This is a genomic window from Halomonas sp. McD50-4, from assembly GCF_022348135.1.
GTDB classification, from domain to species: Bacteria; Pseudomonadota; Gammaproteobacteria; order Pseudomonadales; family Halomonadaceae; genus Vreelandella; species Vreelandella piezotolerans.
In genome coordinates this window covers 54,400-69,430 of the sequence record NZ_JAKRFG010000009.1, presented here as the reverse complement: position 1 = coordinate 69,430, position 15,031 = coordinate 54,400, and the positions used below count along the sequence as shown (strand labels likewise).

Here is a 15,031-nt window from a genome sequence, read left to right as displayed (position 1 = left end):
CATGGCCGAAAAATGCTCCCTGCAATTTCGGCATTTCCACCATCCATGGCGGTCAGATGGCGAAAGTAGCGCCCAAGGATGGGTTTACAGCGCCCCCGTCTAGGGTTGTGCTGACCGGTATTTTACAACGCCCGCTCATCGCGGGCGTTGCCGTTTTTGGGACAGTGGTTCACGAAGTTGGATAGCGTACCAGCCCCTCTTGCGCCGTCGATGCCACCAAACGCCCATCGCGGCGATAGATATGACCGCGGGCCAAGCCCCGCGCGCCGCCTGTCCAGGGGGAGTCGATGGCGTAGAGCAGCCACTCATCCAGCCGCGTATCTTCATGCAGCCACAGGGCATGATCCAGACTGGCGATGCGCAGTTTCGGATCGGTGTACTTGATGCCGTGAGGAATCAGGCCGGTGGTGAGCAGATTGAAATCCGAGGCATACGAGAGCAGGTGACGATGCAGCGCCGGGTCGTCCGGCAGCGGCCCGCCAGCAAAACGGAACCAAAGACATTGGCCCGCCGGTGAGGCGCTGTCTGGATTGTCCTTCAAGTGTAAAAATTCGATCGGGTGGCCGGGGAAGCGCGCGTGCTTGGCATCGCCACTCTCGATGAGTGCTTCCGGTGTAGGCACCTGGGGCATGGCTCGCTGATGGTGGAGGCTCTCTTCAGCACTCTGGAAAGAAGCGCTGCAGAAGAAGATCGGTCGACCTTTTTGAATGGCCGTCACACGACGGGTGGTAAAGCTGCCGCCGTCGCGGATGGTATCGACCTGATACACCACCGGGCGGTGGGGGTCGCCGGGCCGCAAAAAATAGCCATGCTGGGAGTGTGGGCGGCGCTCGTCCGGCACCGTGCGCGCCGCTGCGGCGAGCGCTTGGCCCAATACTTGGCCCCCATACAGTTGAGGAAAGCCCAGATCCTGGCTCTGGCCGCGAAATAGCGTCTCCTCTAGGGTTTCAAGCTCTAACAAGTCAACCAGTGACTTCAGCGCATCGTTCATTCTCTGTATCCTTGCTGCTGTCTGTGATCCCACCGATGATTGCAAGCGCACCCAGTGCGGCCATCACGCTATTAAAACGATCGTTTTGCTACCTTAGCGGAGTTTGCCTTGATACGCAGCGATGAATTTTACATGCACCGCGCCATGGACCAAGCGCACCTGGCATTTGCCGCCGGGGAAGTACCGGTGGGCGCGGTGGTGGTGGATGCCCATGGGGAGATCATTGGCGCTGGCCATAATGCACCGCTGGCGAGCTGCGACCCTAGCGGCCACGCTGAGGTGCGCGCGCTGCGTGAGGCGGGCCAGCAGCTGGGCAACTACCGCCTGGAGGGCTGCACGCTGTTCGTGACCCTAGAGCCCTGCATGATGTGTGCAGGCGCCATGGTGCATGCGCGTATCGCCCGGCTGGTATACGGCGCGCCTGAGCCGCGCACCGGCATGGTGGAGTCGAAGGCCAACCTGCTGGCGCAGCCCTGGTTCAATCATCGTATCGTGGTGACGGGCGGCGTGTTGGCCGCGCCCGCCAAGCGGCTGCTCAAGCAGTTCTTCGCCGAGAAACGCTAGCCGGGCTATGGCTCGATGGGTGGCACGATATCGAACAGCAGCAGCGGCTCTTCGCTAGCAGGGGCCTGCTCTAGCTGAAAGAATTGCTGTCGGCTGCGCTCCACGTACTCGATCATCTCGTAGTAGCGACGGATGTTGCGCACGTAGATCACCGGCTCGCCGCCCCGCGCATAGCCGTGGCGGGTTTGGCTATGCCACTCCCGCTCTTGCAGCAGCGGCAGCGCTGCGCGAACGTCCTGCCAGCGATCGGGATCGCCGCCACGCATCTCGGCAATCTTACGGGCATCGTAAAGGTGGCCAAGCCCCACGTTATACGCCGCCATGGCCATATAGAGTCGATCGTCTCCCGTAATGCTGTCGGGCAGACGATCTTTGATGCTGCGCAGGTAGCGCGCGCCGCCGTCGATGCTTTGTGCAGCATCGGTACGGTCGGCCACGCCCATCTCGCTGGCGGTGGGATTGGTCAGCATCATGAGGCCACGTACTCCGGTGGGGGAGACGGCGGTTGGGTCCCAGTGCGACTCTTGATAACCCACGGCAGCCAGCAGTTTCCAATCGAACCCCGTGTCCCGGGCAGCCTGTTTGAAGAGCTCGGTGTAGCTCGGTAAGCGCTCATCGAGATGGGCAAGAAACGTCCGTGTGCCGACGTATTCGAGGTAGTCATCGTGACCAAAATAGCGGCTCACGAGCCCGTCGAGCGTGCCGTTTTCCTGCAGCTCTTGCAGGAACTGGTTGGCGGCGTCGAGCAGCCCTAGCCCCCGGCCGCTGGGTACGGCCCACGCCAACGAGAGCGGCTCGCCTAAAAAGAAACCACGCTCGACGTTAGGGAAAAACAGCCGGTTCAAACGAAACTGGTGATCGAAAATGATCGCGGCATCCAGGGTGCCGCGCTCGACGCGGGCCAGTAGTTCGGCCACTTCGAGCTCGTGGGACTCCTTCCAGCTCAGGTTGGGGTAGTCGCGCTGCAGCGAGCGTAGCGCTTGGCTGGTGCCCGCTTCGCTCAGCGTGCCTAGCTCCAAGCCAACGAGGTCGGCGGGTTCGTCGATACCGTTGAGCCCACGTCGGTACACCACCAAGGGCTGCATGTGAATGATCGAGCGGGTGTAGTGGATGCCTGGGGAGTCCGCCAGCAAGGGCAGGGCGGCGGCGCCCAGGTCGCCCTGTTCGCGCACGGCGGGTAGCACGCTCTCCGGATGGTGGCTCGCGTTCAGGTTGAGACTGACCCCCAGGTAGTCCGCAAAGCGGTGCATCAGCTCGTACTCGAAACCGGTAGGGCCCTGACGGCCTTCATAATAGGTGGTGGGGGTGTTGCGAGTGTGGATCGTGATGAACTCTTTGGCTTGGATCTGCGCGAGATGTTCACCGCTCGTCATGGATGCACTGCGCGGCACTAAAAATAGTAAAAGCGTCGCGATCATCGCGAAATACGCCCGGTAATAGGCAAGAAAGTGTTGGGTAATCGATGTCGGCATGGGGGCTTGTCAACATGGAACAGTCTGCCACGATACCCAGCCTGTTAGACGCTGTCACCTTGTTGATTTCGTGTGAACGCCGCTTTCCAGTATCATAGCGGGATTGCCGCACAGCGGCCCGGTGATTTCCTGCTCGAACTCTTCCTGCTTTAGAGGCTCCCAGATATGCTCGAACTGCGAGGCGCACCCGCCCTTTCCGCCTTCCGCCATGAACGGCTGTTAACGGTGTTGCGTGACCGTGTTCCAGAGGTGGAGGCACTGTCTGCCCACTACGTCCACTTCATCGACCACCACGACGAGCTCGATCAGGCTGCTCAGGAGCGGTTGGCGGAACTGCTGGCGTACGGCAGTCGCGAGCGCCAGGCAACCCCCGATGACGCACAGCGTTTTTTGGTCGTGCCGCGTCTGGGTACCCAGTCACCGTGGTCCTCTAAAGCAACCGACATCGCCCATAACTGCGGGCTAAGCCAGATAAGCCGCATCGAGCGCGGCATCGATTACCGTATAGGCCTGCGCGGCACCCCCAGTGCCGAACAGCTCGAAACGATCAGCGCGCTGCTGCATGATCGGATGACCGAAAACGTGCTGGCCGACGCGGCCGATGCCAGCAAGCTGTTCGCTCACCACGCGCCGGCGCCGCTGGGCAGCGTCGACATTTTGGAAGGCGGCCGCGAGGCACTGGTGGTCGCCAACCGTGAGCTGGGACTGGCGTTGGCAGACGATGAGGTCGATTATCTGGTAGCCGCCTTCATCGAGCTTGGCCGCAACCCCAGCGACGTAGAACTGATGATGTTCGCCCAGGCGAACTCGGAGCACTGCCGTCACAAGATCTTCAACGCGGATTGGATCATCGACGGAGAAGCTCAGAGCCATTCGTTGTTCAAGATGATCAAGAACACGTTCGCCACGTCGCCGGACAACGTGCTCTCCGCCTACAGCGATAACGCGGCGGTGATCAAAGGCAGCCATGGCGGTCGCTTTTTCCCCACGCCGCTTACCGGGGCCGAGGGAGAGCGCGCCCGCTACGACGCCCACCAAGAGCCCATCCACATTCTTATGAAGGTGGAGACCCACAACCACCCCACGGCCATTGCCCCCTTCCCCGGTGCGGCCACCGGCTCTGGCGGTGAGATTCGTGATGAAGGCGCGACCGGTATCGGCGGTAAGCCAAAAGCAGGCCTGGCGGGCTTTACCGTCTCCAACCTGCGTATCCCCGAGTTCGTGCAACCCTGGGAGGCCTTCGATTACGGCAAACCCGAGCGTATGCAGTCGGCGCTCACTATCATGCTGGACGGCCCGATTGGCGGTGCGGCCTTCAATAACGAGTTCGGCCGACCCAATTTGGCCGGCTACTTCCGTACCTATGAGCAGGATGCCCTCAGTGCCGAAGGCATCGAGCGTCGCGGTTACCACAAGCCGATCATGATTGCCGGTGGCTACGGCAACATTCGTGCCCAGCACGTCCAGAAGGGCGAGATTCCGGTGGGCGGCAAGCTGATCGTGATGGGCGGCCCGGCGATGTTGATCGGTCTGGGCGGCGGTGCGGCGTCCAGTATGGCGTCCGGTGAGTCCAGCGCGGATCTGGACTTTGCCTCTGTGCAGCGGGAAAACCCGGAAATCGAGCGTCGTGCCCAAGAGGTCATCGACCGCTGCTGGGCGCTGGGCGAGAAAAACCCCATTCGCTTTATTCATGACGTGGGCGCGGGCGGGCTGTCCAATGCCCTGCCGGAGCTGGTCAAGGACGGTAACCGTGGCGGCCTGTTCGACCTGCGCGCGGTGCCCAACGCCGAGCCGGGTATGAGCCCGCTAGAGATCTGGTGCAACGAAGCCCAGGAGCGCTACGTGCTGGCGGTTGCTCCAGAGGATCTCGATACCTTCGACGCGCTGTGCAAGCGCGAGCGTTGCCCCTACGCGGTGGTGGGTGAAGCCCAGGCGGAGCACCATCTGGAAGTGCGTGACGGCCACTTCGAGACCAAACCCGTCGATCTGCCCATGAGCGTGCTGTTTGGCAAGCCGCCAAAAATGACCCGTTCGTTCGAGCGCCAAACGCCGGAGCTGTCGGGCGTGATGCTGGATAACCTGGACCTGCGCGAAGCGATGGACCGGGTACTACGCCTGCCTACGGTGGCTTCGAAAAGCTTCCTGATCACCATCGGCGACCGTTCCATCACTGGTCAAGTCGCCCGCGATCAGATGGTCGGCCCCTGGCAGGTGCCGGTGGCCGATGTGGCGGTGACCACCGCGAGCTTCGATACCCACGCCGGTGAAGCCATGGCCATGGGCGAGCGCCCGCCGGTGGCGCTGATCGATCCTGCCGCCAGTGCCCGTTTGGCAGTGGCCGAAGCGATCACCAACCTCGCCGCTGCGCCAATTGCCAAACTCTCGGATATCAAGCTTTCCGCCAACTGGATGAGTGCCGCCGATCACCCCGGTGAAAACCAGGCGCTGTACGACGCGGTTCATGCCGTTGGCATGGAGCTGTGCCCCGCGCTCGGGATCGCCGTGCCGGTGGGCAAGGACTCCATGTCCATGCGCACCGCGTGGCAAGAGGGCGGCGACGCCGAAGAGAAAAGCATTACCTCGCCGCTGTCGCTGGTCGTGACCGGGTTTGCACCGGTGACCGACGCGCTAGCGACGCTGACGCCGCAGATCAATCTGGAGCAGGACGAGTCCGACCTGATTCTGATCGACCTGGGGAACGGCCAGAACCGCCTCGGCGGCTCGGCGCTGGCGCAGGTGTACGGGCAGGTGGGTGACGAGTGCCCCGATGTGGACGACCCGGAAGATCTGAAAGCATTTTTCGAAGTGATCCAGGGCCTGAACCGCGACGGCAAGCTGCTGGCTTATCACGACCGCAGCGACGGTGGCCTTCTGGTGACGCTGCTGGAGATGGCCTTTGCCGCGCACGCCGGGCTCGAGATCAAGCTCGACTGGCTGATCGATGAGCCGGTGGAAGCCTTCAGCGCGCTGTTCTCCGAAGAGCTGGGCGCGGTGATTCAGGTCAATCGCCAGCACACCGAAGAGGTGCTGACCCAGTTCGCCATGGCGGGTATCGAAACCTGCGGGGTGATTGCCCGCCCGCGCTACGACGACCAAGTGCGGGTGACGCTGTTCGAAGAGCCGCTGTTGGAGACTACGCGTCAGCTAACCCAGCGTACCTGGGCCGAAACCAGCTACCGCATGCAGGCGCTGCGGGATAACCCCGAGTGCGCGAAAAACGAGTTCGATAACCTGCTCGACGTGCGCGATCCAGGGCTTAGCGCTGAACCGACCTTCGATATCAACGACGATATCAGCGCGCCGTATATCAACACCATCAAGCCCGCCGTGGCCGTGCTTCGCGAGCAGGGCGTCAACGGTCAGGTCGAGATGGCCTGGGCCTTCCACAAAGCGGGTTTTAACGCGGTGGATGTGCACATGAGCGACATCCTCGAAGGTCGTGTCTCGCTGGAGGAGTTCAAAGGCTTAGTGGCCTGTGGCGGTTTCTCCTACGGCGATGTACTCGGCGCAGGCGGCGGCTGGGCGAAATCGGTGCTGTTCAACGAGCGCGCCCGCGAGCAGTTCGAGGCCTTCTTCACTCGGGACGACAGTTTCTCACTGGGCGTGTGCAACGGCTGCCAGATGCTTTCGCAGCTCAAGACGCTGATTCCTGGGGCTGAAAGCTGGCCCGATTTCGTGCGTAACGAGTCTGAGCAGTTCGAGGCGCGCGTATCGATGGTACGGGTAGAAAAGAGCCCCTCGATTTTGCTGGCGGGCATGGAAGGCTCCAAGCTGCCGATTGCCGTGGCACACGGAGAAGGCCGCGCCGAGTTCCGCGATACGGCGCACCTGCGCAGCATGCAGTCGAGCAGCCAAATTGCCCTGCGCTATATCGATAACTACGGCCAAGTCACTACGCGCTACCCGGCCAACCCCAACGGCTCGCCGTCGGGTATCACGGGCCTGACCACCCCAGATGGCCGTGTGACCATCATGATGCCGCACCCCGAGCGAGTGACTCGTGCGGTCACCAACTCCTGGCGTCCGGCGGAGTGGACCGACGATGGTGCGTGGCTGCGCCTGTTCCGCAATGCGCGGGTGTGGCTAGGCTAACGTCATGTGACCAACCCGACAGGTGATGGATGACACATTCTGAAAAGGCGGCCTCCGGGCCGCCTTTCTTGGCTAACGCGGCAGCGCCTTCGCTGCGCCCCTATCAAAAAGAGGCGGTGAAGCGGGTGGTCGCCCACTTTCGCGCTACCAGCGCCCCCGCCGTGGTGGTACTACCCACGGGTAGCGGCAAGTCACTGGTCATCGCCGAGCTGGCAAGGCTCGCCCGTGGGCGGGTACTGGTGTTGGCTCATGTGCGCGAGCTCGTGGAGCAGAACCACGGGAAATATCAGGCCTACGGACTGAAAGCGGATATCTTCAGTGCCGGGTTAAAGCGCAAAGAGGCAAACCGCCAAGTGGTGTTTGGCTCGGTGCAGTCGGTGGTGCGCAACCTGGGGCAGTTCAACGACGCCAGCTTCACGCTACTGGTGATCGACGAGTGCCACCGTGTGTCGCTGGAGGAGGACTCCAGCTATCGGCAGGTGATTGAACATCTTCAGAGCCAAAACCCACAGCTGAAGATTTTAGGGCTAACCGCGACGCCGTTTCGCCTAGGCCAAGGATTTATCTACCATCGCCATCACCACGGCATGGTGCGCGGTTCGGAAGAGAGCTTTTTTGCCGACTGTGTGTTCGAGCAGCCGCTGCGGCTGATGGTCAAGCAGGGCTTTTTGGCCGCGCCCAAGCGGCTGGACATGGCCATTGAGGGGTACGACTTCTCGGCGCTTGCGCCCTCGACCAGCGGCCTGTTTCGGGAGGAGGAGCTCAACCGCGTGGTGGCGGGCCACCGCGCCACGCCGGGCATCATTGCCCAGGTGGTGGCGTACGCCGCCGACCGTCAGGGGGTGATGATTTTCGCCGCCACGGTCGCCCATGCCGAAGAGATCATGGGCTATCTGCCCGCCGATCAGGCCGCGCTGATTACCGGCGCCACGGCCTCGACCGAGCGCACCTCGCTGATCGAGGCCTTCAAGGCGCGCCAGTTGAAGTATTTGGTCAACGTGGCGGTACTGACCACCGGCTTCGATGCTCCCCACGTCGATCTGATTGCGATATTGCGGCCCACCGAGTCGGTCAGCCTGTATCAGCAGATCGTGGGTCGCGGGTTGCGCCTCTCGCCAGGCAAAGAGGAGTGCCTGATTCTCGACTATGCGGGCAACCCGTGGGATCTCTACGCCCCGGAAGTAGGCGAACCCAAGCCGGATGGCGACAGCGAACCGGTGCAGGTGCCCTGCCCGGAGTGTGGTCACGCGAACCTGTTTTGGGGAAAGCGCGACGGCGAGCTGGTGATCGAGCACTTTGGTCGCCGCTGTCAGGGGCTGATGGAGGATGACGCAGGTCGGCGCTGCCAGTGTACGTTCCGCTTTCGCTTCAAGGTCTGCGATACGTGCGGCGCCGAGAACGATATCGCTGCCCGCCGCTGCCATGGCTGCGAGAAGCTGCTGGTGGATGCCGATGACAAGCTTAAGGATGCGCTGAAGCTAAAAGATGCCAAAGTACTGCGCGTCAGCGGCATGCAGTTGGAAGCGACCACCAATGGCCGTGGCCTGCCGCGCCTGAAAGCCACCTACCACGATGAAGATGGCGACAGCCTGAGTGAATGGTTTGCCTTGGAAACTCCGGCCCAGCGCCGCGCGTTTTATGCCGTTTTTTTACGTGCCCACCTACGGGCGCCGGGCGGCCAATGGCAACCGACGACGCCTGATGAGGTCGTCAACGAGCAGCGCCGATTGCGCCACCCGGATTTCGTGGTGGGGCGAAAGGTGGGTCGTCACTTTCAAATCCGCGACAAGCTGTTCGACTATCAAGGGCGCTATCGTAAAGCCGCCGATGCGGGCTAGATGCCGTGCTAACAGCGCGCTGTTACACTGTCTTTTTTCAACTCATCAATCAAGGATTCGACCCGCGTGAGCGAGACGCCCAGCGCAGCGCCAGAGCAAGACCAAGACGTGGCGGAAGCTACTGCCGAGCCGGTGGTGGAGGCGCTTGGGCGCCTGTTTGATGAGCCCATTACGCAGTTGCCGGAGGATCTCTATATTCCTCCTGAGGCGCTGCGGGTCTTTCTGGAAGCCTTTGAAGGGCCGCTGGACCTGCTGCTCTATTTAATCCGGCGCCAGAACCTGGATATTCTGACCATCAACGTGGCGACCATCACCCATCAGTACATCGAGTACGTGGAGTTGATGAAAGCCATGGAGATCGAGCTGGCGGGAGAGTACCTGCTGATGGCAGCCATGCTGGCGGAGATCAAATCCCGGACGCTGCTACCGCGCCCGCCTAAAGCGGAGGGCGAGGAAGAGGAGGACCCCCGTGCCGAGTTGATTCGCCGCTTACAGGAGTACGAGCGTCTAAAAGAGGCCGCCGAAGCACTGGATACCCTGCCACGCGTCGGCCGAGACTGGTTCAGCGTGCAGGCGGGGTTGCCGCCGCTGGAAACGCGGGTAATCCATCCCGATGTCGAGCTGGACGAGCTGCTAGAGGCGCTGTCCGATATTCTCAAACGCGCCGAGCTGGCTCAGGCCCACCAGATCAGCCGGGAAGTGCTCTCCACCCGCGAGCGAATGCTGAAAATCATGGAGCAGCTCAGCCAGGATGGAGAGAGCGGTCGTTATACGCCTTTCGAGGCGCTATTTACTTTAGATGAGGGGCGGGCCGGGGTGGTCGTCACCTTCATGGCGCTTCTGGAGCTCGCCAAAGAGGCCATGATCGAGATCGTTCAAAACGCACCGCTGTCGCCCATTCACGTGCGCGCCCGCCAAGCGGCGCTGGCCGATGAGGAAGAGGGTGCATTCGAGCGTTTGGAAGAGGAGCAGGGCGATGCCGCCTCGACATTCGAAGAGTCTGCGTTTGAACCTGACGAGGAGTCGCGGTGAGAGACACCACGTTAGATGACATCATTGAAGCGGCGCTGCTAGCGGCGGGGGAGCCGCTGCCGGTCGAGCGCCTGGAAACGCTCTTTTTAGAAGAGGAGTGCCCCACCCGAAAAGCGCTGAGGGAAGCGCTGTCGCGGCTGGCGCTGCGCCACGAGAATGGCGCGCTGGAACTGGTCGAGACTGCCTCGGGCTTTCAGCTACGTATTCGTCCACGCTTGGCTCACTGGGTCTCGCGGCTGTGGGACGAGCGGCCCCAGCGCTATTCGCGAGCGTTGCTGGAAACCCTTGCGCTGATCGCTTACCGCCAGCCGGTGACTCGTGGCGATATCGAAGACGTGCGGGGCGTGAGCGTCAGCAGCTCGATCATTCGTACATTGATGGAGCGCGGCTGGATACGTGTGGTAGGCCACCGGGACGTGCCGGGTCGCCCCGCAGTCTATGCCACCACGCGCAGTTTTCTGGATGACTTCGGTTTGAAAACCCTGGATGCGCTGCCGCCCATGCATACGCTGGTCAACGGCGACGATCACGAAGAGCGCGCCGTCGAAGAGGCGTCGGGTGAACAAAACCCGCCCCCACCACTGGACGAAACGACGGAAAGCGTGCAGGATGCGCCACCCCAGCAAGATGAGAACACGTCGGCAGCGAGTGCCGATCACCACGCCGAGACGGCGTTAACCCAGCCGCTTAGTTTTGCCGATTTAGAGGCACGGCTAGCGGCACGTGCAAAGCGTCAACACGAAGACGCTAGCACGCAGACCAACGATGTGAGGTCAGACGACCATGAGTCAGAGTAACAACACCACGCCCCCCACCAGCGAAAAGCTGCAGAAAGTCCTCGCCCGTGCGGGCCTTGGCTCCCGCCGTGAAATGGAAACCGCCATTGCCGACGGCCGGGTGAAGGTGAATAGCCAGGTCGCCAAACTGGGTGACCGGGTGGAGGCCCGGGACAAGGTCAGTTTCGATGATCGCCCTGTGACGCTGCGCCCGGAAGAGGACGTGCCGCGCCGGGTGATCATGTACAACAAACCGGAAGGTGAGCTGTGCACTCGTAAAGACCCGGAAGGCCGCCGCACGGTCTTTGAGCGCCTACCGCGCCTGAAAGGCGAGCGCTGGATTGCGATTGGCCGCTTGGACATCAACACCAGCGGCTTGTTGCTGTTCACCACCGACGGTGAATTGGCCAACCGCTTGATGCACCCGTCTACTCAGGTGGAGCGTGAGTACGCCGTGCGGGTCATGGGCGACGTCAAGCGTGAGCATATCGTCGCCATGGTCGACGGCGTCATGCTGGAAGATGGCCCGGCGCGCTTCACCGACGTGCAGGAGTTCGGTGGGGAAGGCATCAATACTTGGTTCCACGTGGTGATCTTGGAAGGGCGTAATCGCGAGGTGCGCCGTTTGTGGGAGTCCCAGGGACTCACCGTTAGCCGCTTGAAGCGCGTTCGCTACGGCAACATCTTCCTCGACAAGCGGGCGAAAGCCGGTGAGTGGGTCGAACTCTCTCAAGACGAGGTGGACGACTTGGCGACGCTTGCCAACTTGGAAACCCGTAAAGTGCCTGAGCTGACGCCAGATGAGAAGAATCGCTGGAGCCGCGACAAGCACAAGCGCCGTCCGGTGCAGGCGATGCGTAAGCCAAAGCCCAAGCGCGGCTAAGTAAGTGAGCTCTGCGGCGTTGGCGCTTACAACGCCGCAGGGAGCGGAATATAGACGAAAGATAAAAAAGGGCTTGCTATTCAAAAGCCATATCCGTACTATATGCATCCGTTCGGACGGGTCGTTAGCTCAGTTGGTAGAGCAGTTGACTTTTAATCAATTGGTCGTAGGTTCGAATCCTACACGACCCACCATACGAACCAAACAATTGCATCAAACCGTCTTCGATTTAATGCGTTGTTTTTAATGCCAGTCGATGCGTCCTTCATGGATACTGGCGATAGTCCTGACGCAGCAAATTTGGGTCGTTAGCTCAGTTGGTAGAGCAGTTGACTTTTAATCAATTGGTCGTAGGTTCGAATCCTACACGACCCACCAAATTACGACGCCCTTGGTAGCTTGCTGCCAGGGGCGTTTTGCTATGCACATCGTGGTGCATGGCGAAGTGACGTTGTGCTTGCAGCAACGAAGGGTTGTCCACCACAATGTCTTAACAACGAATGTCATAACAACGACGTTATTGTCCTGACTCTCAGCAGTCAGGTTGGCAGCGTGCCACCGCGAGAGACGCAGCGGCCGCTGCCCTGAGTGCGGCGCATGCGGAGTGCATACGCCGTGACTGGTGTTTAACAGGGGGATTCCCTGTTCGTCACAGTGGTAGACACGATGACTATGATGACCTCTCAAGCGGCGCTAGACGCGCCGCTGCCAAGCCCGTACTGCCCTACCCGAATTCCAGCGGAAGACGAAGCGCGAGTCGCTGAGATCAAGCAGTTACTCAAGGCGAACAACGCCGTGCTCGTGGCGCATTACTATACCGACGACGCCATTCAGCAGTTGGCCGAAGAGACCGGTGGCTGCGTAGCTGATTCCCTTGAAATGGCCCGCTTTGGCGCTCGTCACGATGCCACCACGCTGGTGGTCGCCGGGGTGCGCTTCATGGGCGAGACGGCCAAGATCCTCTCCCCCGAAAAACGGGTGCTGATGCCGACGCTGGAAGCGACATGTTCCCTGGATGTCGGTTGCCCCATCGAAGATTTCAGCGCGTTTTGCGATGCTCATCCTGACCGCACGGTGGTGGTGTATGCCAACACCTCGGCGGCGGTGAAGGCGCGTGCCGATTGGGTCGTGACCTCGTCGATTGCCGTCGACGTCATCGAGCATTTGCAGGCAAAGGGCGAAAAGATTCTCTGGGCGCCGGACAAGCACCTGGGAAGCTACATTCAGAAGAAAACCGGTGCCGACATGCTGATGTGGGACGGTGCCTGCATCGTGCACGAGGAGTTCAAGGCGAAAGGTATCGAGGATCTGAAGCGCCTCTACCCCGACGCCGCCGTGCTCGTGCATCCGGAATCGCCGGAGGCCGTCGTCAAGCTGGCCGATGTGGCGGGTTCCACCTCGCAACTGATCAAGGCGGCGAAAACCCTGCCCAACGAGCAACTGATCGTGGCGACCGATCGCGGCATTTTCTTCAAAATGCAGCAGGCGGTGCCTGGTAAAACGCTCTTTGAAGCGCCCACTGCTGGAAACGGTGCAACCTGCCGCAGCTGTGCCCACTGTCCGTGGATGGCGATGAACGCGCTGGATAATTTGGCGAGCGCACTGCGTGAAGGCAGCGGCGAAATTTTCGTCGACGACGCGCTACGTCAGCAGGCGCTAAAGCCCCTCGAGCGTATGCTGAATTTCAACGCTTAAGCCACCGCACGACCTCCCTATCGTCAGCCAAACGCCCGAACGCTATGCTCGGGCGTTTGGCATGTCTTGATAGGTATTAAAACTTCTCCAGCGCCTCCCGGTACTCAAGAAACGCTTCTCGGCGCTGCTCGATGCGCGCGAGCGCTTGGGCGTCGTTCTCCTGCTGGGCAGCGTCCTTGGCAATACCCAGCTGGCGGATGGCGCGGTCTATGCGACCGGTGAGCTGGAGGTGTTCGGCGCGCGCCAAGTGCCCCCAACCGTTAAAGCCGCTGCGCCCAGCAGCCTCCGCAAGCAGGTTGAAGCCCTGCGGATTCTCCGGGTGCTGCGTAGTAATCCCCCGGAGCAAATCGTAGGCGGCGTTAGGATCACGCTGTAACTGCGCTTCCGCCAGGGTGAGTTGAGCAGGCAGATAGTGGGGCATCAGCCGCAGCAGCCGCTGGCTGCGCTCGATGGCGTCGTCGTAGCGCTGTGCTTCCAGGGCTACCTGCGCCGCCGTGGCGGGCAGCATGCCGTAATCAGGCAGTTCGTTGGCTAGCTGGTCGAGGGTTTGCAGCGCGCGGTCGGTTTGGCCGTTTTGCGCTGCGATCAGCGCGTCGATGTAGCGTAGTGCAGGCGCCTCGGCACCTTCTTGTGCCAGCCGCGAGGCCGCCTGCTGGGGGGGGTTGCGATAAATGCTCAGCAGCGCTCGTGCGCGCATCATGTCGTACAGCGTATCGCTGGTGTAACGACTGGCGACGCTAAGTTGAGAGGCTCGCGCTTGGGCGTCGCTCAGGCGGCTGTCCGAGACCGGGTGAGTCAGCAAGAACTCAGGCGGTGTACCACCTTGAAGGCGTGACAGCCGCTGCATGGTATCGAACATGCGCACCATGGCCTCTGGATCGTAACCGGCGTCGGCCATGGCCTGCAGGCCGATACGGTCGGCCTCCTGCTCGAAGCGCCTTGAGTAGGCAAGCTGGTCTTGAATCAGCGCCGCTTGAGATCCCATGGCGGTGGCAATGCCCGCATCGCCGCCGCCGCTGGCGGCAATCAGCATCCCAGCGAGCATGGCCGCCATGGCGGGCAGTTGGGTTTGCTCCGCGCGGGCGCTACCGCGGGCGTAGTGTCGTTGGGAAAGGTGGCCAAGCTCATGGGCAATCACCGAAACGAACGACCCTTCATCCTCGGCGAAGGCAAACAGGCCAGAGTTGATGCCGACGACTCCGCCGGGAACGGCAAAGGCATTGAGCGATCGGTTATCGACCATCACCGTGGTGGTTTGCAGGCTGCCCAACTGACTGTAGGGGGCCAAGCGTGCGACTAGGCTTTCCAGGTAATCACTGACGATGGGGTCCTGCCATTGCGGTGCCTGAGCGCGAAACTGGCGTAGCCACGCGCGACCTAAACGAAACTCTTCGTTGCTCGCGGAGGCCGATGCACCCCCTAGCGTGGGCAGCCGATAGTCATCATACCCGTGGCTGGGCAAGCTCGCGCACAGGGTGCCAAACGACAGTGCTAGCGCACAGGCCCAGCGGGCGTTGGTGGGTCTAAAAAGCAGCATGACGTCCCCATTCGTTCAAGTAGTGGGCGCGGCGAACAGCGGTGTGACATTGATTCGGGCCAGGAAGTGCCGTTAAATCATCGTCACGATGGGCATCGCAAAAAAACAGTTTATGCAACAATGCGACGCTTATGTAGCCATCGAACGATCG

Annotated in this window: 10 protein-coding genes and 2 tRNA genes; 9 read left to right on the top strand and 3 right to left on the bottom strand. The window is 61.4% G+C overall.

The features are described from left to right. Positions 1-169: 169 nt before the first annotated feature. A complete protein-coding gene (locus tag MHM85_RS12045; protein WP_139526347.1) occupies positions 170-991 on the bottom strand; it encodes an acyl-CoA thioesterase II in 822 nt (273 codons plus the stop codon). A gap of 111 nt (positions 992-1,102) precedes the next feature. Between MHM85_RS12045 and tadA the strand changes: the two genes are divergently transcribed. Beyond that, the gene (tadA, locus tag MHM85_RS12040) at positions 1,103-1,555 is read left to right on the top strand and encodes a tRNA adenosine(34) deaminase TadA (protein WP_218013975.1); all 453 of its coding nucleotides are present in this window, start codon (positions 1,103-1,105) and stop codon (positions 1,553-1,555) included. Between the two features lie 5 nt (positions 1,556-1,560). Here the strand turns inward: tadA and mltF are convergent, their stop codons facing one another. Further along, the gene (mltF, locus tag MHM85_RS12035) at positions 1,561-3,027 is read right to left on the bottom strand and encodes a membrane-bound lytic murein transglycosylase MltF (RefSeq protein ID WP_219861755.1); all 1,467 of its coding nucleotides are present in this window, start codon (positions 3,025-3,027) and stop codon (positions 1,561-1,563) included. Positions 3,028-3,192: 165 nt separating this feature from the next. Between mltF and purL the strand changes: the two genes are divergently transcribed. From purL to nadA, 8 genes are all read left to right on the top strand, one after another. Continuing rightward, entirely contained in the window at positions 3,193-7,119 is a 3,927-nt protein-coding gene (gene purL, locus MHM85_RS12030; protein WP_219861753.1) for a phosphoribosylformylglycinamidine synthase, read from the top strand. Positions 7,120-7,148: 29 nt separating this feature from the next. Next, complete coding sequence (locus tag MHM85_RS12025) at positions 7,149-8,957, top strand: DEAD/DEAH box helicase (protein WP_139526351.1); 1,809 nt, start codon at positions 7,149-7,151, stop codon at positions 8,955-8,957. Between the two features lie 66 nt (positions 8,958-9,023). Continuing rightward, positions 9,024-9,989, top strand: coding sequence for a ScpA family protein (locus MHM85_RS12020; protein WP_219861751.1), 966 nt, complete (start codon positions 9,024-9,026; stop codon positions 9,987-9,989). Next, a complete protein-coding gene (gene scpB, locus MHM85_RS12015) occupies positions 9,986-10,786 on the top strand; it encodes an SMC-Scp complex subunit ScpB (protein WP_139526353.1) in 801 nt (266 codons plus the stop codon). The genes MHM85_RS12020 and scpB overlap by 4 nt, the downstream gene beginning before the upstream one ends. Next, a complete protein-coding gene (gene rluB, locus MHM85_RS12010) occupies positions 10,773-11,648 on the top strand; it encodes a 23S rRNA pseudouridine(2605) synthase RluB (protein ID WP_139526354.1) in 876 nt (291 codons plus the stop codon). The genes scpB and rluB overlap by 14 nt, the downstream gene beginning before the upstream one ends. 118 nt (positions 11,649-11,766) lie before the next feature. Continuing rightward, positions 11,767-11,842: transfer RNA gene (locus tag MHM85_RS12005), tRNA-Lys, on the top strand. A 108-nt stretch (positions 11,843-11,950) separates the two neighbouring features. Then, positions 11,951-12,026: transfer RNA gene (locus tag MHM85_RS12000), tRNA-Lys, on the top strand. Between the two features lie 288 nt (positions 12,027-12,314). After that, on the top strand, positions 12,315-13,343 hold the full coding sequence (nadA, locus tag MHM85_RS11995) for a quinolinate synthase NadA (protein WP_219861749.1): 1,029 nt from the start codon (positions 12,315-12,317) through the stop codon (positions 13,341-13,343). Between the two features lie 76 nt (positions 13,344-13,419). On the opposite strand, the gene MHM85_RS11990 is transcribed toward nadA, so the two are convergent. Next, positions 13,420-14,880, bottom strand: a complete 1,461-nt coding sequence (locus tag MHM85_RS11990; RefSeq protein WP_239286126.1) for a M48 family metalloprotease — start codon at positions 14,878-14,880, stop codon at positions 13,420-13,422. Between the last annotated feature and the right edge of the window lie 151 nt (positions 14,881-15,031).

What these genes read in the sequence shown, in the direction of transcription:
- MHM85_RS12045 (WP_139526347.1), bottom strand. Translation starts at nt 991, where the DNA reads ATGAACGATGCGCTGAAGTCACTGGTTGACTTGTTAGAGCTTGAAACC.
- mltF (WP_219861755.1), bottom strand. Translation starts at nt 3,027, where the DNA reads ATGCCGACATCGATTACCCAACACTTTCTTGCCTATTACCGGGCGTAT.
- purL (WP_219861753.1), top strand. Translation starts at nt 3,193, where the DNA reads ATGCTCGAACTGCGAGGCGCACCCGCCCTTTCCGCCTTCCGCCATGAA.
- MHM85_RS12025 (WP_139526351.1), top strand. Translation starts at nt 7,149, where the DNA reads ATGACACATTCTGAAAAGGCGGCCTCCGGGCCGCCTTTCTTGGCTAAC.
- rluB (WP_139526354.1), top strand. Translation starts at nt 10,773, where the DNA reads ATGAGTCAGAGTAACAACACCACGCCCCCCACCAGCGAAAAGCTGCAG.
- nadA (WP_219861749.1), top strand. Translation starts at nt 12,315, where the DNA reads ATGACTATGATGACCTCTCAAGCGGCGCTAGACGCGCCGCTGCCAAGC.
- MHM85_RS11990 (WP_239286126.1), bottom strand. Translation starts at nt 14,880, where the DNA reads ATGCTGCTTTTTAGACCCACCAACGCCCGCTGGGCCTGTGCGCTAGCA.